Source organism: Vibrio sp. R15-SG3-ISO1A, assembly GCF_059833955.1.
The window spans coordinates 1-18,789 of the sequence record NZ_JCBDGH010000009.1; the positions used below are offsets into that span (position 1 = coordinate 1).

The 18,789-nt window shown below is 50.1% G+C and carries 16 protein-coding genes; 13 read left to right on the top strand and 3 right to left on the bottom strand.

Going from position 1 to position 18,789, the window contains the following annotated elements:
* Nucleotides 1–121 precede the first annotated feature (121 nt).
* Complete coding sequence (locus AC6R0L_RS00505) at nucleotides 122–1,084, top strand: GGDEF domain-containing protein (protein ID WP_500627909.1); 963 nt, start codon at nucleotides 122–124, stop codon at nucleotides 1,082–1,084.
* A gap of 52 nt (nucleotides 1,085–1,136) precedes the next feature.
* Here the strand turns inward: AC6R0L_RS00505 and AC6R0L_RS00510 are convergent, their stop codons facing one another.
* Nucleotides 1,137–3,008, bottom strand: coding sequence for an ABC transporter ATP-binding protein (locus AC6R0L_RS00510; protein WP_500627910.1), 1,872 nt, complete (start codon nucleotides 3,006–3,008; stop codon nucleotides 1,137–1,139).
* Between the two features lie 278 nt (nucleotides 3,009–3,286).
* Here AC6R0L_RS00510 and AC6R0L_RS00515 point away from each other — a divergent pair, with 278 nt between their 5' ends.
* Together AC6R0L_RS00515 and AC6R0L_RS00520 are read left to right on the top strand one after the other, a co-directional pair.
* Nucleotides 3,287–4,276: an arginine deiminase-related protein gene (locus tag AC6R0L_RS00515; protein WP_500627911.1), complete on the top strand. Its 990-nt coding sequence runs from the start codon at nucleotides 3,287–3,289 to the stop codon at nucleotides 4,274–4,276.
* A 105-nt stretch (nucleotides 4,277–4,381) separates the two neighbouring features.
* On the top strand, nucleotides 4,382–4,699 hold the full coding sequence (locus AC6R0L_RS00520; RefSeq protein WP_487902487.1) for an ArsR/SmtB family transcription factor: 318 nt from the start codon (nucleotides 4,382–4,384) through the stop codon (nucleotides 4,697–4,699).
* Between the two features lie 35 nt (nucleotides 4,700–4,734).
* On the opposite strand, the gene kdgR is transcribed toward AC6R0L_RS00520, so the two are convergent.
* Nucleotides 4,735–5,520: a DNA-binding transcriptional regulator KdgR gene (kdgR, locus tag AC6R0L_RS00525; RefSeq protein WP_500627912.1), complete on the bottom strand. Its 786-nt coding sequence runs from the start codon at nucleotides 5,518–5,520 to the stop codon at nucleotides 4,735–4,737.
* A gap of 255 nt (nucleotides 5,521–5,775) precedes the next feature.
* Between kdgR and kduD the strand changes: the two genes are divergently transcribed.
* The 10 genes from kduD to AC6R0L_RS00575 all read left to right on the top strand — a co-directional run bounded on the left by kduD (nucleotide 5,776) and on the right by AC6R0L_RS00575 (nucleotide 17,961).
* Nucleotides 5,776–6,537 (top strand): 2-dehydro-3-deoxy-D-gluconate 5-dehydrogenase KduD, encoded by a 762-nt coding sequence (gene kduD, locus AC6R0L_RS00530; protein WP_500627913.1) that lies wholly within the window; start codon nucleotides 5,776–5,778, stop codon nucleotides 6,535–6,537.
* A 52-nt stretch (nucleotides 6,538–6,589) separates the two neighbouring features.
* The gene (locus tag AC6R0L_RS00535) at nucleotides 6,590–7,150 is read left to right on the top strand and encodes a YgjV family protein (protein WP_500627914.1); all 561 of its coding nucleotides are present in this window, start codon (nucleotides 6,590–6,592) and stop codon (nucleotides 7,148–7,150) included.
* A complete protein-coding gene (locus tag AC6R0L_RS00540; protein ID WP_487902490.1) occupies nucleotides 7,120–7,440 on the top strand; it encodes a cupin domain-containing protein in 321 nt (106 codons plus the stop codon). The genes AC6R0L_RS00535 and AC6R0L_RS00540 overlap by 31 nt, the downstream gene beginning before the upstream one ends.
* A gap of 40 nt (nucleotides 7,441–7,480) precedes the next feature.
* Nucleotides 7,481–8,116, top strand: a complete 636-nt coding sequence (locus AC6R0L_RS00545; RefSeq protein ID WP_334553081.1) for an RpiB/LacA/LacB family sugar-phosphate isomerase — start codon at nucleotides 7,481–7,483, stop codon at nucleotides 8,114–8,116.
* Nucleotides 8,117–8,369: 253 nt separating this feature from the next.
* Nucleotides 8,370–10,598, top strand: coding sequence for a right-handed parallel beta-helix repeat-containing protein (locus AC6R0L_RS00550; protein ID WP_500627915.1), 2,229 nt, complete (start codon nucleotides 8,370–8,372; stop codon nucleotides 10,596–10,598).
* Nucleotides 10,599–10,841: 243 nt separating this feature from the next.
* Nucleotides 10,842–12,608, top strand: coding sequence for a sodium:solute symporter family transporter (locus tag AC6R0L_RS00555; RefSeq protein WP_500627916.1), 1,767 nt, complete (start codon nucleotides 10,842–10,844; stop codon nucleotides 12,606–12,608).
* A gap of 71 nt (nucleotides 12,609–12,679) precedes the next feature.
* On the top strand, nucleotides 12,680–13,846 hold the full coding sequence (locus AC6R0L_RS00560) for an oligogalacturonate lyase family protein (protein WP_334553086.1): 1,167 nt from the start codon (nucleotides 12,680–12,682) through the stop codon (nucleotides 13,844–13,846).
* A gap of 121 nt (nucleotides 13,847–13,967) precedes the next feature.
* Nucleotides 13,968–15,401 carry a glucuronate isomerase gene (uxaC, locus tag AC6R0L_RS00565; RefSeq protein WP_500627917.1) on the top strand — a complete coding sequence of 478 codons (1,434 nt, stop codon included), beginning with the start codon at nucleotides 13,968–13,970 and terminating at the stop codon, nucleotides 15,399–15,401.
* The gene (locus tag AC6R0L_RS00570) at nucleotides 15,398–17,392 is read left to right on the top strand and encodes a heparinase II/III domain-containing protein (protein WP_500627918.1); all 1,995 of its coding nucleotides are present in this window, start codon (nucleotides 15,398–15,400) and stop codon (nucleotides 17,390–17,392) included. Before uxaC ends, AC6R0L_RS00570 begins: the two co-directional genes overlap by 4 nt.
* A gap of 179 nt (nucleotides 17,393–17,571) precedes the next feature.
* Complete coding sequence (locus AC6R0L_RS00575; RefSeq protein WP_500627919.1) at nucleotides 17,572–17,961, top strand: MAPEG family protein; 390 nt, start codon at nucleotides 17,572–17,574, stop codon at nucleotides 17,959–17,961.
* A gap of 36 nt (nucleotides 17,962–17,997) precedes the next feature.
* Here AC6R0L_RS00575 and AC6R0L_RS00580 read toward each other — a convergent pair.
* The coding region (locus AC6R0L_RS00580) for an acyltransferase family protein (protein ID WP_500627920.1) at nucleotides 17,998–18,789 on the bottom strand (792 nt) is incomplete at its 5' end.

The following is an 18,789-nucleotide window of genomic DNA, read 5'->3' on the forward strand; positions in this document are numbered from 1 at the left end:
ATGTCAAGCGCTAGTATTTTGCTTGGGGGAACCACGGGTTTGTCGCGGAGCAAGCAAGGCGAACTTTCGGTGCTATTCTTTAAGGTACCTTACTCATTTATCAATAAGACACGAGCCAGAGATGAAAGCGCCTGATTTACCACCCGATGAGCAGCAACGCATCCAAAGCCTTCACCAGCTTCAGATTCTCGACACGGAACCAGAGGAGCGTTTTGACCGCGTGGCTCGCCTTGCGAAGCGGTTGTTTGACGTGCCAATGGCCTTGGTCAGCTTGGTGGATGTGAACCGTCAATGGTTCAAATCTTGTTTTGGCTTGGAGGCGAAAGAAACCGGGCGTGATGTCTCTTTTTGTGGCCACGCGATCTTGGGTGATGCGCCGTTCGTGATTGAAGATGCCACTCAAGATGAGCGATTCGCTGATAATCCTTTGGTCTCCGGTGCGCCCCATATTCGCTTTTATGCTGGTGTGCCTTTGGTGTATCACGACGGTACCAAGCTCGGCACTCTGTGCATTATCGACACCAAACCGAGACACTTCTCACCGGATGAGATCAACGACTTGCTGGATTTGGCCAAAATTGCCGAGCAGGAGCTGTCGAACAGTTTAACCGCGACCTTAGACCCTCTAACGCTGATCTCAAACCGGCGCGGATTTTTCGCCTTGGGCGCAAAGTCGGTCGATTACTGCCGCGCGGCGCAGTTACCCCTCTCCTTGGCCTATTTTGATCTCGATAACTTTAAGCACATCAACGATACCCACGGTCACAGTGCTGGGGATGCGCTACTCAAAGCGTTTGCTGCGACGATGCGAGACTCCTTTCGTGAGTCCGATGTGTTTGCTCGTATTGGCGGTGATGAGTTTGTTGTGTTGATGTCTGGCGCGTCAGAGCCGGTTGCGGGTGTGGTGATAGAGCGGTTTAAGCAGGCGATAGAGGCTCACAATCAACGCAGCGGTCATGCCTATGCAATAGAGTTTAGCGTGGGCATTACCTCTGCCAGTTCTAACGCTAAACTGTCGATACAAGAGCTTGTCGAACTGGCCGACAAGCGCATGTATCAAGATAAGCAATCGAAATCTCGTTAAAGACACATCCCGTAAAAGATAAGGTACGCTAGGGAATAAGTCGCAAAGAGAATCAATGAGCGAGTGATTGCGATGAGGCCGCATCAAGCGTGTCATTATCGCCAATAAACCCGCCGGTTTGATGTGCCCACAACTGCGAGTATATCCCTCCGGCACTGATCAACTCTTGGTGGGTGCCTTGCTCGACGACTTGACCTTGGTCAAGGACGATAAGGCGATCCATCGCAGCGATAGTTGAGAGTCGGTGCGCAATAGCGATGACGGTTTTTCCTTCCATCAGCTCATTCAAACTCTCTTGAATCGCCGCTTCGACTTCCGAATCGAGCGCCGAGGTAGCTTCATCTAAAATCAACAATGGCGCGTCTTTTAGCAGCACACGAGAAATAGCGATACGCTGACGTTGCCCGCCAGACAGTTTCACCCCTCGCTCACCGACTTGCGCGTCGTAACCCGTATTACCAAAAGGGTCACTCAGGGTTTCAATAAACTCATGCGCGTGCGCCTGTTGAGTGGCACGTAACAGCGCTTCCTCGCTAGCCTCAGGGTTGCCGTAAACGATGTTGTCACGAATAGAGCGATGCAGCAGGGAGGTGTCTTGCGTCACCATACCGATGTTACTGCGCAGCGAGTCTTGGGTTACCGCATTGATCGCTTGGCCATCAATGGTGATTTGCCCGCTTTCGACATCATGAAAACGTAGTAGAAGGTTTACTAGGGTGGACTTTCCTGCGCCAGAGCGGCCCACTAGACCCACTTTTTCACCCGGTTTGATGGTTAGATTAAGGTGAGAGAGCACCCCTTTAGTTTTATCACCATAGTGAAAGCTCACGTTATCAAACTTGATTTCGCCATCAGTGACATTGAGCGCTTTGGCGTTGGGCGCATCTTGGATATCCACCGGTTTTGAGAGGGTTTTCATCCCATCTACCACGGTGCCCATGTTTTCAAACAGCGCGCCCACTTCCCACATGATCCACATTGACATACCGTTGATGCGCAGTGCGAGGGCAATGGCGATGGCGATCGCCCCGACACTGACGGCATCGTTCATCCACAGTACGATTGAGAGCGCACTGATCGTAAAGACCAACACATAGTTGGTGATTTCCACTGCAACATTGAACCCTGTGACCAAGCGCATCTGGTGATAGACGGTATCCAAAAAGCCACGCATCCCAGTTTCGGCGTAGTCGGTTTCCCGCTGACTGTGGGAGAACAATTTGACGGTGGCGATATTGGTGTAACTGTCGACGATGCGTCCTGTCATGGTGGAACGCGCATCGGCTTGGTGTGACGCGATGTCTTTAAGCTTTGGCACAAAGTAGAGCTGAATCCCCACGTAGCAGCATAACCAAATCAGCATCGGGATCATCAAGCGCCAGTCTGCCTGAGCGAGGAGCACGACGATGGAGGTAAAATAGACCGCGACATAAACAAACACGTTCATGGTTTTCATCACGGTTTCGCGCACCGCAAGGGACGTTTGCATGACTTTGGTTGCCACTCGGCCGGCAAAGTCATCTTGATAGAAGGTCAGGCTTTGTTTGAGTAAATAGCGATGAGCTAGCCAGCGGATAGCCATAGGGTAGTTACCCAGCAGTGACTGGTGGATGACCAAAGAGTGCGCCAAGATCAGCAACGGCATGATGATGAGAAGCAGCGCCGCATAAAACAGCAACTGCGTTTGGTTCTCTTGCCAGAATGTCGCAGGGTCGCTATGCGTCAACCAGTCGACGAGATTGCCCATTGCACCAAACAGCGACACCTCTACCACCGCGACGATCATTGACAGAATTGACATGAGCAGCAGTGGCTTTTCAAAGCCTCGGGTGTAGTGGCGGCAAAAGGCCCAAATGCCCATTGGCGGCTGGTCGGGCTCTTGACGTGGAAAAGGGTGTGTCCACTGCTCAAACTTGTTAAACATGCGTGTTTCCTAAAGGCAAAAATGGCTCAATATGAAAGGATACGCAATGGTAACGCGTTAGTAATCAGAATGTAACCAGTGCGATATTCTTATTTGTGCATATTATTCATGATGAAACTCTGAGTGGCGCTGGTGGCGGTAATATTTGCTGCATTGAAAATTATAATCAGCAAATATTACTGATTTATACTCATTTCGCTGCGTGATTTCAGTGATTTTTTGTTTAACATTATGTCTACAATTGGCTTCATCAAGTGAAAAAATGCGAGTTGGTCATCATGTTGGAACAGCAATCTGTAGTGAATTCCTTAGCGAATAACGACATGTTACGGGCACAGAACGCGAACTGCGTTGTGATGGTGCCACCAAAAGAGTTTGCTTTTAACGCGCAAACCGCCAAAGACAATGAATTTCAGCATGTCATCGGGGCTGAAACGAGCGCGATTCGCCGCAAGGCGATGGCGGAGTTTAACGCTATGGTGGCGAAGCTTCGTGCTGCGGGCGTTCAGGTGATTGAGTTTGACTACCCCACCTCGGAGATTGAGACGCCAGATGCGGTCTTTCCCAATAACTGGTTCAGCACCACAGCTGAGGGCACGCTCTATACCTTCCCAATGGCTTGCCAAAATCGCCAACAGGAAGTAAGACCCAAAGCGCTGGTCGAGGCGCTGCAAGCTGCGGGAAGAAGCGTGACTCAACAAGATAGCTTAGTGAGCTACCTTGAGCATGGCGCGCACCTTGAAAGCACGGGTGTTATGGTGATGGATCACATCAATCGCACCATTTATGCGGCGTTGTCGCAGCGCTGTGATCGTGAAGTGTTGGAGGATTACGCGGAGCGTATTGGTTACCCTAAAGTGGTGTCATTTCAAACCGCGTTGCCGTCAGGCAACCCTATCTATCACACCAATGTGATGATGGCGATTGGTGAGGGCTTTTGCGTCATCTGTGATGAAGTGATCCCTGAGTTCGAGCGCCGTTTTGTTTTGAAATCCTTGGCAAAAGACAAACAGGTGATTTCAATCAGCTTGGAACAGATGAACCAGTTTTGTGGCAACCTTCTTCAGCTTGAAACCGTCAATGGCGACAAGGTGATCGCCATGTCGCAATCGGCCTATCAGGAGTTTGAGCCCGCGCAACTGGCGCAACTCTCTAGCCACGGTAAGGTGCTGGCGTTTGATGTTTCGACCATCGAATCCATCGGTGGCGGCAGCGTACGCTGCATGCTGGGTGAGGTCTTCTTACCGACCCGCAGTCGAGCACTGTAGTGCTAGTCTCTATTTCAGTCATAAGGCAGCGTTCGCTGCCTTTTTTGCGATTGCAAATACGCAATAGTTCCACAATAATGGAAATGTTTTTCTGTGGAGTGAATTATGGAACTGGAATCGGTTGCCAAAGCGCTAAAAGAATTGGGCCATCCAACTCGATTGGCGATATACAAAACCATCGTTAAGGCGGGTTATCAAGGGGTGGCGGTGGGCGCAATTCAGGAGCGGTTGTCTGTACCGGGCTCTACTTTGTCTCATCACATCTCTAGCTTGGTATCGGCGGGATTGCTCAGCCAACGCCGAGAAGGGCGCACTTTGTATTGCGTTGCGGAGTATGAATGTTTGGATCAGGTGATCCGCTTTTTGCGTGCCGAGTGTTGCAGTGACGAACGCTGCGATCAAAAACGCCCACAGGATGTGTAAATCGAGTGGGCGTTGTTCGTTATCTATAGCGGGGACTATTTCACAGGGTAGCCGTTAAAACCCAACTTCTCAGAAATATTGCGGCCGGCATTGTGTAGCAGCTCAATGTAGTAAGACATGCGCTTTTCATCAAAACGAATGGTCGGGAACGAAATCGAAACGCCAGCGATGACCGTGCCGAAACGGTCGTAGATTGGCGCAGCGATACAGCGCAGACCTGGCTCTTGCTCTTCGTTATCTTGACCAAAATGCAGCTCACGCACTTTTTTAAGCTCAGATAAGAGCTGATCAACGTTTTCGTGTGTGCGTTCTGTGTGTTTAACAAACTCCACATCCGCCAGAAGATCGCGTACGAAGCTCTCATCACGCTCCGCCAGCAATACCTTACCAATCGCAGTACTGTAGAGAGGGTTACGACGACCGACGCGTGATTGCATGCGTAGGTTGTAGTTGGAGTCGATTTTGTGAATATAGATGATGCCGTCTTCGTCAAGGGCACCTAAGTGCAGCGCTTCATTGGTTTGCTGCGAGATGTACTTCATCTCTTTATCGGCCAGTTCAATCAGATCGACGTATTCGAGTGATTTCGCGCCGAGCTCAAACATCTTCAGGGTGAGGGAGTATTTATCTGCTTCACCTTCTTGTGCCACATAGCCTAACGTTTTCATGGTTTGCAGGAATCGGTACGTTGTCGCTTTCGACATCATCAGACGCTGTGACAGCTCTGAAACACCAATTTCCTTTTGCTCGCCCAATGCTTGAAGAATGTTAAATACCTTGAGAACCGAGGATACGGCTTCAGGTTGGGTGTTCTTTTCCATCTCTTTACCCTAGTTATAGTTGTCTAGGGGTGATTATACCTATGAGACGATGAGTCGCCAGATTATTTCAAAAAACGTTTTTAAAATTTTGAAACCGCGCAGCTATTTGTCATACAAAAAGACGATCTAGGTCATGCTTTTTGAAAGTCTGTTTTAAAAATAATTGAAATGCAGTTTTAAAAATTGCTATATTAGCGTCACAGGATGGCGAGCCATCGTAATGAACGTTAATTTGACAGCTTTTGAGGAATAAACATGATTCTTAATTCATTTAACCTAGAAGGTAAGGTTGCTATCGTAACGGGTTGTGACACTGGCCTTGGTCAAGGTATGGCACTAGGTCTTGCAGCAGCAGGTTGTAAAGTTGTTGGTGTTAACTACGTTGAACCAACTGAAACCATCGAAAAAATGAATGCAGCAGGTTACACGTTCCTAGATGTTCGCGCTAACCTACTAAAACAAGACGATATCCCAAGCATCATCGACAGTGCTGTGACTGAATTCGGTAAAGTGGATATCCTAGTAAACAACGCAGGTATCATCCGTCGTGAAGATGCGATCGACTTCTCAGAGCAAAACTGGGATGACGTGATGAACATCAACTCGAAAACGGTTTACTTCATGTCTCAAGCAGTGGCGCGTCAGTTTATTGCTCAAGGCACTGGCGGTAAGATCATCAACATCGCTTCTATGCTTTCTTTCCAAGGCGGTATCCGTGTGCCTTCTTACACTGCATCTAAGAGTGCGGTTATGGGTATCACTCGCGCAATGGCAAACGAATGGGCTCGTCACAACATCAACGTGAACGCAATCGCACCGGGTTACATGGCGACAAACAACACAGCAGCACTACGCGCAGATGAAGATCGCAACGCCGCTATCCTAGAGCGTATCCCTGCTGATCGTTGGGGCACGCCAGAGGACGTTGCTGGCCCATGTGTATTCCTAGCGTCTGACGCTGCTTCTTACATCAACGGTTACACTGTTGCTGTAGACGGTGGTTGGTTAGCTCGCTAATTAGCAATCTAGCGCCTAACCTTGGTTAGGCGCTGAAAAATGAGTAGATCGCGTGGAACAAAACACGATTGCACAAATTCTTGGATTCTTAAGCTTTTTCTTAGGGGTGTGTACCTTTTATCAGAAAGACGATAAGAAGCTGAAGATTTTGATGTTGGTTTTTCATTTAAACCATCTACTGCATTTTTTCTTGCTTGGCTCTTTAGTATCGGTGGTCAGTTCAGTGCTTTCAGCGCTTCGAACGGCTACCGCGATTTACGTTTCATCGAAAAGAGTCGCAGCAATCTTCATCGCCATCAGTATGGCCAGTGGTTTCTATATTATGGAATCGCCACAGGACATCTGGCCAATTTTGGGCACTGTCATCGGGACATTCTCGGTGTTTGTCCTCAAGGGCGTGGCGATGAGAATCGGTTTTTTGGTCGGGGCGTTATGCTGGCTGACCAATAATTTCATCATAGGATCGATGGGTGGAACGCTGCTGGAGATGACGCTAATAAGCGTTAACTTAATGACCACAGCAAAATTGCTCAGAGAGCAAAAGAAAGTGAAGCTTGTCGATAACGAAGAGAAAGAAGACCCATGTTCGTATACAACAAAGACATCCAACTAGAAGACCTAGGTGACGGTATCTCACGTAAAGTGCTTGCGCACAGTGACAACATGATGGCCGTTGAAGTGCACTTTGAAAAAGGTGCTGTTGGTTCAATGCACAACCACCCACATGAGCAGTTGACTTACGTACTGTCTGGGAAGTTCGAATTCACTATCGGCGATGAGAAGAAAATCGTTGAAGCGGGCGACACCATGTACAAAGAGCCAAACATTGAGCACGGTTGTGTGTGTCTAGAAGCGGGAGTGTTGATTGATAACTTCACGCCAATGCGCAAAGATTTCGTATAAGTTTTAAAATTAGTTACGCGGTTCGCCGCAGGAGAATCCAATGAAAATTGCACTAACTATGGAAAACAGCCAAGCACCTAAAAACGCTATGGTTGCTGCTGAGCTAAACACGGTTGCTGGTGGTCTAGGTCACGAAGTATTCAACGTAGGTATGACTGACGAAAACGATCATCACCTAACGTACATCCACCTAGGTATCCAAGCGAGCATCCTACTGAACTCTAAAGCAGTGGATTTCATCGTAACGGGTTGTGGTACAGGTCAAGGCGCACTAATGGCAAGCAACCTACACCCAGGTGTTGTTTGTGGTTACTGCCTAGAGCCATCTGACGCGTTCCTATTCAACCAAATCAACAACGGCAACGCGATTTCTCTAGCGTTCGCAAAAGGCTTTGGTTGGGCTGGTGAACTGAACGTTCGTTACATCTTCGAAAAAGCGTTCACTGGCGCGCGTGGCGAAGGTTACCCAATCGAGCGTGCTGCACCTCAGCAAGCAAACGCGGCTATCCTAAACAACGTGAAAGCAGCAGTATGTAAAGACGTAGTTGAGTCTCTACGTGCGATTGACCAAGATCTTGTTAAGCAAGCAGTAGGCAGCGCGCAGTTCCAAGAGTGTTTCTTCTCTAACTGCCAAGTGCCAGAAATCGCAGAATACGTGAAGTCTCTAATCGACTAATCACAGATTGCTAAGGGAAGAGGAGAGCCTTTGAGCTCGAGCATTCCCAGCGAATCTAGCTAAATAAGCACCCAGATGAATGGGTGCTTTTTTTATGTCTTTTGGCCACTGATAAGTGGTGTTTATATAAAAATGAAACGCCGTTTCTAAGATCACATTTTATTGGTTTTTTGCTTCTCACCCCTCTCTAGAACGAGTAAAGTGTGCGCCAGAAACCCTAAATCAAAACAATGTTTCAATATTGGTGAATGAAATGAGAAAACAGACTCTTGCCCTGTGCGTTGCCATGGCGTTGGCACCACAAGCGATTGCGAGTGAACTGACTGCTGACCAACTGGTTTGGAAAGCGGCGACCTTTGGTCAGTCGACAGACTTGAACTTTGGTTCGACTATCCTGCCTGAGAAGGTCGGCGTCAACCAAGTAACAGTTAACGGCGAGTTAGTTCAACCGGGCCCAGTAGCTGACCAATTTACGGTGGAAAGCCGTGGCGGCAAACTGGCGAACTCGCATGAAGGGATCACTTTCTACTACACGGAAATTCCAACCGATTACAATTTCACCCTGACTGCTGACATCGAACTTGAACAATTAGGCCCAGAGACGGGCGCAACACCTAACCGCCAGGAAGGCGCAGGCATCATGGTTCGTGACATCGTAGGCGCAGAGCGTCTGATGCCACAACCAGAGGGCCACGAAGAGTTCCCTTCGGCGTCAAATATGGTGATGAACCTCATGCGCTCACACACGCGCACCAACGATGGTATGACCAACATCAACGCGTCTTTCCGTGAAGGTGTTTACCAACCTTGGGGCACTGCAGGTAACCGCCTGAGCCGCGTGGATTACGTGGAAGGCGTGCCTTACGTGAGCAAAGATGCGTACCGCATGAGCCTGACTCGTACCAACGAAGGCTTCAAAGTGGGCTACCAAAACGGTCATATCTCAGAAGAGTATGACGTGAAAGGTGCCAATGCGAACATTGTTGAAATGCAAAATGGCGAGAGCCAATTTGTCGGTTTCTTTGCTTCACGTAATGCGAAGATTCACGTTAGCAACGTTGAGCTCGCACTTTCTCCTGCGCAAACCATTGATGCGCCAGCCTACCAAGCCAAGCAAGTGGCGACGCGCCTAGAAGTGGCGTCTTCACCACGTACAGCCAGCGACGTTTACCCAGTGCAAGCGCGTGCGAACTACACTGGCCAATTTGAGCTAGCGCAAGCGGGCAAAGTGATTGCCTCTGCGCAAGTCGAAGCGGGTCAGCTGTTCAACCACACGGTAAAACTGGCTGCGGCGAACACTGAATTCACGTTGACGTACACGCCAATCGAAGGCCCAACGCTAGAAGCAATGACTGAAACCTTCACAGTCGCTAAGCAAGCGCTCACTAACGCAGAGCAGATTGTTGTTGCGCCAAACGGCAAAGCGAACGGCAAGGGCACTCAAGCGTCACCATTGGGTCTGGCGAGCGCAGTTGAGCTGCTTCCAGCAGGTGGCACCATTACGCTGCTACCGGGTGACTACCAAGAGATCACTCTGCCAATCACGGTCAGCGGTACCGCTGAGAAAATGAAGTACCTCACTGCGCCAGAAGGCAAAGTTCGCTTTGTGGGTGATTTCAACCATGACGCGAGCCACTGGCACGTAGAAGGGATTGAAGTGGCGGGTGCGCGTTTGATTGTTCACGGCAGCCACAACACGTTTGAGAAAGTCGTGACGCACAGCGCGCCAGACACCGGTTTCCAAATCACCTCACCAGAGAACATTGGTCGCGCGCTATGGGCGAGCTACAACACAGTGATCGACAGTGAAAGTTACAACAACATGGACCCATCACAAATCAACGCGGACGGCTTTGCAGCGAAAATGCGTATCGGTGATGGCAACACCTTCATTCGTTGTATCTCTCACCACAACATCGATGACGGTTGGGATTTGTTCAACAAGGTTGAAGATGGCCCGAATGGTGCCGTGACCATTATCGATTCTATCGCGTTCAACAATGGTCGTACCCTTGATGTGCCAAACAAAGGCGGCACCATCGGTAACGGCTTCAAGTTGGGTGGTGAAGGTATCCCTGTTCCACACGTCGTGAAGAACAGCTTGTCGTTCAACAACAACATGGACGGCTTTACGGACAACTTTAACCCAGGTGCGATCACGCTGAGCAACAACCTAGCGATTGATAACAAGCGCTTCAACTACTTGTTCCGTAAGAGCCCATACTCAGACAGCATCAAGCAAGGCGAGTTTACTGGCAACGTATCTTACCGTTTCCAAACTGAAAGCCGCTATGACGATGTGGTTAACAGTGACTTCTCTGCTGACAACCTGTTCATCCAAGAGGGCGTAACGAAAAACGCAGCGGGTGAAGCGGTCGATATGGCAACACTGGCTGAGATGCGTCGCCTAAGCGTGGTGGATACTCAGCAAGCGGTACCAGGCATGGCTGAAGCGCTTGAGCTGAAAAAACTCATGCAATAAGCCACATTTTTGACTGAATAAGGGGCATCGCCGCCCCTTTTGTCTTACCTTTGACATCAAGTGATGACGTTTTAACCGTTATTGATAAATAAAAACTTAATTAGCGTCGGATAGCTAGTGATCTAGATCATGTTTGACGCGATTATTTTGTTTATGAACCGATGTTTCGATTTTGGTCACGGAACTAAACGTAATACAAAACTACAATACACTTAAATTAAAACAGTGTTTCGAGGTTCTACTATGGAATTTGATTATCTTGTCATCGTGGGCTATTTCGGCCTAATGGTGGCGATCAGTTTGCTATTCAAAAAGATGGCGAGCAACAGCACCAGTGACTACTTCCGCGGGGGCGGTAAAATGTTGTGGTGGATGGTAGGTGCAACCGCGTTTATGACGCAGTTCTCTGCTTGGACGTTCACAGGCGCAGCCGGTAAAGCCTTTAACGATGGCTTTGCGGTACTGGGCGTATTCTTCGGTAACATCATGGCGTACGTCGTGGCTTACCTCTACTTTGCTAAGCGTTTCCGCCAAATGCGTGTCGACACCCCAACGGAAGGTATTCGTCGTCGCTTTGGTAACACCAACGAGCAGTTTTTCACTTGGGTTATCATCCCTCTTAGTGTGATCAACGGCGGTGTATGGCTAAACGGTCTGAGCGTATTCGCTTCAGCGGTATTTGACGCTGACATCATCACCACTATCTGGGCAACCGGTATTGCGGTTCTGATCATCTCTCTATTGAGTGGTGCTTGGGGCGTAGTGGCATCAGACTTCATTCAAACCTTGGTTATCGCGATCATCTCGATTGCGTGTGCTATCGTGGCGCTGGTTTACATCGGTGGCCCAGGTGAGATCATTACTGAGTTCCCATCAGGCTTCTTCATTGGTCCTGACATGAACTACCCACTGATGACGATCTGTGTATTCCTGTTCTTTGTGGTGAAACAGCTGCAAAGTATCAACAACATGCAAGACTCTTACCGTTTCCTAAACGCAAAAGACTCAAACAACGCAACCAAAGCGGCGTTGATGGCAGGCGCAATGATGCTTGCAGGTGCAGTGATTTGGTTCATCCCACCTTGGGTAACTGCGATTGTGTTCCCCGATGCAGCGGCTCAGTACCCAGCACTTGGCGCGAAAGCCAGCGATGCGGTTTACCTAGTCTTTGCTCGTGAAATCATGCCTGTGGGTACTGTTGGCCTACTGATGGCGGGTCTATTTGCTGCGACCATGTCTTCAATGGACTCAGCACTAAACCGTAACTCAGGTATCTTTGTCCGCAGCTTCTACGCAACGATCGTTCGTAAAGGTAAAGCGTCTGACAAAGAACTATTACGCGCGGGTCAGCTAGTGTGTGTCGCGAACGGCCTAATGGTTATCATGATGGCGCAGTTCTTCACATCTCTAAAAGAACTCAGCCTATTTGACCTAATGATGCAAGTGTCTACCTTGCTACAAGGTCCAATTCTTGTTCCTCTATTCTTCGGTATGATTATCCGTAGAACGCCAAAATGGGCACCGTGGGCAACCGTAGTATTCGGTGGTTTGGTCTCTTGGTCTGTGATCAACGTGTTCACACCACAAGTGGTTGGCGGCTGGTTCGGCATGACGGATCTAACAGGTCGTGAAATCTCTGAGATGCGTACGATGATCACTATCGCAGCGCACCTATTCCTAACCGCGGGCTTCTTCTGGGCAACCACCTTGTTCTACAAAGAAGAGACAGACACGCAGTTGGCGGAAACTGAGAAGTTCTTCAACGATGTGGAAACTGAAGTGGTGGCGTCTGAAGGTCAAGACATCGTTGACCGCATGCAGCGCAACAAGCTAGGTACATTGGTTATCTACATGGCGGGTGGCTTGAGCTTGATGGTATTGATTCCAAACCCACTGTGGGGACGCTTCGTGTTCGCCTGTTGTGCGGCCGCTATATTCGCCGTGGGTTATGCACTGAAGAAGAGTGCTCAGGTTGGTGATGAAAAAAAGCTCACTGAGCAAACCAACTAATCACGTTTAAATCATGATTAGCCACCTCCTCGGAGGTGGCTATACCAATTAAGAATTTAGGAGAATTTAAAATGGCCAAAGGTAATGTGATTCAACTGGGCTTTGAAACCTTCGTTGATAGCGATACCCAAGTGAAGGTAACGCGTCTGACACCGACTGATGTGATCTGTCACCGTAACTACTTCTACCAGAAATGCTTCACCAAGGATGGCACAAAGCTCCTATTTGCTGGCGATTTTGACGGCAACCGCAACTACTACCTATTGGATCTAAAAACTCAGCAAGCGACTCAGCTGACAGAAGGTGCGGGCGATAACACATTTGGCGGTTTCATCTCTGACGACGACCGCTCTTTCTTCTATGTGAAAAACGAACTTAACCTGATGAAGGTTGACCTCGAAACACTAAACGAAACTGTCGTTTACACCGTTGATGAAGAGTGGAAAGGCTACGGCACTTGGGTAGCAAACTCAGAGTGCACTAAGTTGGTGGGCATTGAGATCCTTAAAGCGGATTGGCAACCACTGACTTCTTGGGAAAAATTCGCTGAGTTTTACCACACCAACCCAACGTGTCGCTTAATCAAAGTGGACATCGAAACGGGTGAGTTGGAAGTGGTTCACCAAGATAACGCATGGCTAGGCCACCCAATCTACCGTCCATTTGACGACTCAACCGTTGGCTTCTGTCACGAAGGTCCACACGATCTGGTTGACGCACGTATGTGGTTGGTTAACGAAGATGGCTCAAACGTTCGTAAGATCAAAGAGCATGAAGAAGGCGAATCTTGCACGCACGAATTCTGGATTCCAGATGGCAGCGCAATGGCTTACGTGTCTTACTTCAAAGGTCAAACGGATCGCGTGATCTACAAAGCGAACCCAGAAACGCTTGAGAATGAAGAAGTGATGGTGATGCCACCATGTTCTCACCTAATGAGTAACTTCGACGGTTCTTTGATGGTGGGTGACGGCTGTGATGCGCCGGTGGATGTGGCAGACGCAGAAAGCTACAACATCGAGAACGACCCGTTCCTATACATCATGAACACCAAGAAGAAGAGCTTTGCGAAACTGGCTAAGCACAGTACCTCTTGGGACGTGCTAGACGGTGATCGTCAGATCACTCACCCACACCCATCGTTCACACCAAACGACGATGGCGTGCTGTTCACCAGTGATTTTGAAGGTGTGCCTGCTATCTACATCGCAGACCTACCAGAAGAGTACAAGAACTGATTCTGACTGACGAATCCAAGGCCAGCCGCCGATCGGTTGGCCTTTTCGTTGCTTTCACCCCATTCGCACACGCGGCTGGGGGGATGCCATAACTTAAGGCTCAATACTTAAGGCTGGTTCAATGAACAATCACTATATTCACGACAATTTTCTCCTCAACTCGACACTCGCTCAGCACCTCTATCACAACTACGCCGCGCCCATGCCCATTATTGATTATCATAATCACTTGGAAGCGCAGGACATCTTAGACAACACCCCCATTCAAAACTTGGCCGAAGCTTGGCTGCACAGCGATCACTATGTGTGGCGTGCGATGCGCAGCAACGGCGTGGATGAGCACTTTATTACCGGTGCGGCGAGTGATGCTGAGAAATTTGCCAAGTGGTGCGAGTCTGTGCCGTACTTGCTCGGTAACCCGCTCTACCAATGGTCGCATCTTGAGTTAAAGCGCTTTTTTGAGTGTGATTTGCTGATAAACCCTGACAACGAGCAAGCGATTTGGCAACATTGCCAACAGCGACTGGCGACTCAGCCGTTGACCACCCGCGAGGTGCTCACCTCGCTCAAGGTTAAAACGCTCTGTACTACCGACTCTCCGCTGAGCGATTTAAGCGCGCACGCCGCGCTCAAGCAATCTGATTTTTCCGTACAAGTGCTGCCGACGTTTCGCGCCGATGAGCTGCTGGCGTTCGATACCCCTGCTGCGCTGCAGACGGTGACGGGGAAATTGGCGGCGCTGACGGGTAATCCAATCGAACACTGGGATGACTACCTTGCTGCCATTGACGCGCGCATAGAGACTTTCCACGCGCTCGGCTGCCGCTTGTCTGATCTCGGCTTAACGCAGGTGGCGTATACACCATGCACGCCAGAAGAGGCCAAAGCAGCCTTCTCGACGTTGCTCCGTGGACAAGCGCTGAGCGAGTCTGAACAAGTGGCGCTGCGCACTCGTCTGTTTATTGAGCTTGGCCGACGTTATCACCACTATGGCTGGAGCATGCAACTGCACATCGGCGTGTTGGTCAACGTCAATCAAAGGCGCAAACAGGCGCTGGGTGGTGGCACCGGGTTTAGCGTCATCAACGATCTGTCGATTGCTCAGCCATTGGCGCAGTTGCTCAGTGCGCTTGATGAAAGTGCCGAGCTGCCCAATACCGTGCTCTACAATCTCAACCCTAACCACAACGCGGTGCTGAGCTGCATGGCTGGCGCCTTTCAAGACAGCGATCGCGCCGCAGGTAAAATCCAGTTCGGTGCGGCGTGGTGGTTCAACGATCACAAAGATGGCATGGTGGCGCAGCTGACGACGCTGAAAAATCTCGGCGCATTAGGACGATTTGTCGGTATGTTGACCGACTCACGCAATGTGCTCTCTTTCAGCCGCCACGAATATTTCCGCCGCGTATTGTGCGATCTGTTGGCGAAGTGGGTCAGCGAGGGTGAGCTTCCTTACGATGAGTCACTGCTCAAAACTACGATTGAAAACATTTGCTATTACAACGCCAAGCGCTATTTCGGCTTCTCAACGACTCAGATGGAGACGTCTTCATGATTCAATTTTCTCACTCTGACATGGACCTCATCCGCGAGCGCGCTACTCCTAAGGTGATTGACGCGCTCAAATCCAATAATCAGATTGTGCTCGAGAACGAGATCCTCGTGCCTTGCGATGGCCGCGCAACGTGGAACCTTTACTACTACTGCCCAGAGCACGGTGTGCGTTTGATGTGGGATCGCGACAAGCCGCTCTCACACTGCTGCCCAGTGGACGGCAAAGAGTTTACCGGCGAACCGTATGATGGCGCATGGTGGCGCTGGATGAACGGCCTGAACGCCAAAGCGTGTTACGACCTTGGCTTGCTGTGGCAGATCACCAAAGAGCCGCTCTACCTTGAGAAAGTCACGGCGATTTTGCTTGAATACGCTAAGTATTACCCAGATTACGAAATTCACGGCGGCATTCCGTACAACGGGCCAGGTAAAGCCAACGCGCAAACCCTGTGTGAAGCCAACTGCCATATTGATATGGCGCGAGGTTATGACTTCATCCGCGAAGCGCTCAGCGCAGAGCAACAAGCGGTGATTGAGACGCGCCTGTTGCGTGAGGGTGCCGAGTTCCTGATGGAATACCGTACCCCGCAGCTGCACAACCATGAGATGAAAATCAACGCCACCGTGGGTGTGATTGGTCTGATTCTCGATGATCCGCGTTACCTCGACTTCGCGCTCAATACTGATTATGGCCTGCACTATCAGCTCAATCATGGCTGCTTGGGTGAGGGGATGTGGTTCGAAGGCTCGATTCACTACCACTACTACGCGCTGCAAGCGTTAATGAATTTTGAGAAGATCGCGTGCAACACGCCATATTCGGTTGCCTCAAACCCGAACTACCTCAAGTTGCTCACTTTCCCGCTCAGTTTGGTGATGAACACCGGCGCGTTCCCGCGTCTCAATGACTGTATCGCAGGGCAAGAGCAGCTCACCCATGCGCACATTTTTGAGTTTGCTTACCGACAAACCCCATGTGAGCCGTTTGCACGCATGCTCAGCAGCATCTACCAAAACATTGAGCGCGATAACATTGATGCGCTGCTTTATGGCGTAGACACCTTACCGGAAGCTGCGCCGCTCGCCTGCCACACGGTACACGCCAAAGAGGCCGGGATCAGCTTGGTGTATGATGACAAGCAAGACAACGCCTTGCTGCTCAAACACGCGCCCTATGGCGGTGAGCACGATCACTATGACCGCCTTGGCATGATCTTAACCCGCGCAGGCAAAGAGATTCTGCCAGATCTTGGCACCACAGGTTACGGCGCTGAGCTGCACTACGGCTACTACAAAAACAGCGCGACGCACAACACCTTAGTCGTGAACCAGAAAAACCAGTCTCCTATCAACCCGACCTTGCTGGCCTATCAGCAGAGCGATGCGCTGACGGTGATTGATACGCAAGTGGATTGGTCTAAGCCAGCGGCGCAAGTCGATAGCCACACGCTGGAGCATTGGGACAGCAAAGCGTACCAAGATGTGCGTTTTCGTCGTACCTTACTCTGGCTAGGCGATGCAGCGATCGAGCTTAACCGCATCGATAACCCGCACCAACAGCAGCTAGACTTGACCTATCACGTGCGCGGTCAGCACCAGTTGGCGCAACGTGGTGAGGTCATCGACAATCCACTTGAAGGCCCATTAGCCCGCATGACAGACACCCAGTGGCTGGCAGAACAAAGCGGCTTAACGCTACGTTATGAGATTGAAAGTCAGCCGACATTCACTCAATTCATCGCCAGCGACACGCCGCTAGGCTTGCTCATGGGCTACGCCCCAGACAACCCAGCCACCAGTGATTTGGCCTACAGTCTGCTCAGAAGCCAAGCGGCATTCTGTCAGGTCGCGGTTCTGCACGATTTATCTTTAGACGGGCGCTACCAAGGGCTTAATGTTGAGTGGCAAGCGGAGCAAGTGGTCGTGCGTTACCAACGTGATGGGCAGTGGCATGAACTGCGTTATGACTGGACTCAGTGTCAGGTGGTATAAGCAAGCATCGCACACGCATGTCATCGTCATGTGCACTTAACGTGCATACTAACGTGACAGCCACCCTGGGTCGGTGATGTGAAAAAGGCAGCGTTCATTGGGCGCTGCCTTTTGTTTCGGCTGGCATAATCCATCGTTCCCCATTATGTTAGAGATGACATCAATCAAGGAGACACACTATGGTAACGGCGCTATACGCGGTGATATTGGCCGGATTATTGATTTCGCTTGCGTGGCAAGTGATCAAACAACGACGTGCAGAGCTCATAAAATACGCGGACGGCGGCGTCGAAGCGCTGGTCTTAGCTCGCAGCGCACACGGCAATGCGGTCGACTATATTCCTATCACTTTGATTTTAATGGCCTTGGCGGAATACAACGGTGTGCATGTCGGCTTTATTCATTTGGCGGGGATTGCATTTGTGATTGGGCGAGTGCTGCACGCGAAAGCGATTTTATCCGATACGCTAAAGCACCGTATCACTGGAATGAAATTGACCTTCTTCGTCATGGCCGCGCTGATGGTGTTAAACCTCATCGCGCTGCCGTACTCGAAACTGCTTGGATAGATAACAAGAGCGCCGCGTATCTGCGGCGCTTGAGTATCAACGGAACAACCAAGTATTGAGTTTGGTGCCATCCATGGCTTTCACCAGTAGATACGTCAACGTGAGTGTACCAACAAAGATACTGGCATCTCGCATCAACCCCTCTAATTCCAACGCCCCGGCGAGGTTGAACATCACTATCATCATCGGTAAATGCGCGACGTAAACCGGTAACACGTAGCGGGCGAGCCCCGTCAGCCAATGACCTTGGCAGAGCGAAGGCTTGGTCAATAGCCAGAGAAAACAGCCCGTTCCCCACAGCGCCGTCCCAAACAGAAAATCATTGGTGTTGAAAGGCTGGTCATAAAACGACAATCCGTACGCTTCAGCGAAATGAACCAACATCCCCAGCGCCGCCATCGTCAGTGCCTGTGCACTGCTCACGCGCCATTGTTGACGGCGAATCACGATGCCCAATGCGAACAGGAGCGTTGAGAAAAATGGTCCGTTACGGGTGAAAAACGGCGACCACAGATCCGTTACCCCTTGATAGCTGCCTGCCAAAACGCCGTAGACATACAGTAGCAACGCCAACGGAATCAACCACTGAGATTGGGAAATATGCGCCAACCCTGCCGCAATCGCCGCCGCTAATACTAACGCCGGGATAAACCACAAGTGCACCAGTCCGCCTTCAAGCAAGGTATTAAGCGGTGTAGAGAGTAAAAACTGCCAGTAGCCCATGCGATCGGCCAAGTACCCTTGTTCCATCACTACATTGAGGTTAAACGGCATCACAAGACAAATTACACTCCACACAACAAAAATGCGCAGTAGCGGTGCGCTGTA

Bases quoted from the DNA above. Each gene is read 5' to 3' on its own strand.
- AC6R0L_RS00505 (WP_500627909.1), top strand. From the start codon at position 122: ATGAAAGCGCCTGATTTACCACCCGATGAGCAGCAACGCATCCAAAGC.
- AC6R0L_RS00520 (WP_487902487.1), top strand. From the start codon at position 4,382: ATGGAACTGGAATCGGTTGCCAAAGCGCTAAAAGAATTGGGCCATCCA.
- AC6R0L_RS00550 (WP_500627915.1), top strand. From the start codon at position 8,370: ATGAGAAAACAGACTCTTGCCCTGTGCGTTGCCATGGCGTTGGCACCA.
- AC6R0L_RS00570 (WP_500627918.1), top strand. From the start codon at position 15,398: ATGATTCAATTTTCTCACTCTGACATGGACCTCATCCGCGAGCGCGCT.
- AC6R0L_RS00510 (WP_500627910.1), bottom strand. From the start codon at position 3,008: ATGTTTAACAAGTTTGAGCAGTGGACACACCCTTTTCCACGTCAAGAG.
- AC6R0L_RS00555 (WP_500627916.1), top strand. From the start codon at position 10,842: ATGGAATTTGATTATCTTGTCATCGTGGGCTATTTCGGCCTAATGGTG.
- AC6R0L_RS00545 (WP_334553081.1), top strand. From the start codon at position 7,481: ATGAAAATTGCACTAACTATGGAAAACAGCCAAGCACCTAAAAACGCT.
- uxaC (WP_500627917.1), top strand. From the start codon at position 13,968: ATGAACAATCACTATATTCACGACAATTTTCTCCTCAACTCGACACTC.
- AC6R0L_RS00540 (WP_487902490.1), top strand. From the start codon at position 7,120: ATGTTCGTATACAACAAAGACATCCAACTAGAAGACCTAGGTGACGGT.
- AC6R0L_RS00515 (WP_500627911.1), top strand. From the start codon at position 3,287: ATGTTGGAACAGCAATCTGTAGTGAATTCCTTAGCGAATAACGACATG.
- AC6R0L_RS00560 (WP_334553086.1), top strand. From the start codon at position 12,680: ATGGCCAAAGGTAATGTGATTCAACTGGGCTTTGAAACCTTCGTTGAT.
- kduD (WP_500627913.1), top strand. From the start codon at position 5,776: ATGATTCTTAATTCATTTAACCTAGAAGGTAAGGTTGCTATCGTAACG.
- AC6R0L_RS00575 (WP_500627919.1), top strand. From the start codon at position 17,572: ATGGTAACGGCGCTATACGCGGTGATATTGGCCGGATTATTGATTTCG.
- kdgR (WP_500627912.1), bottom strand. From the start codon at position 5,520: ATGGAAAAGAACACCCAACCTGAAGCCGTATCCTCGGTTCTCAAGGTA.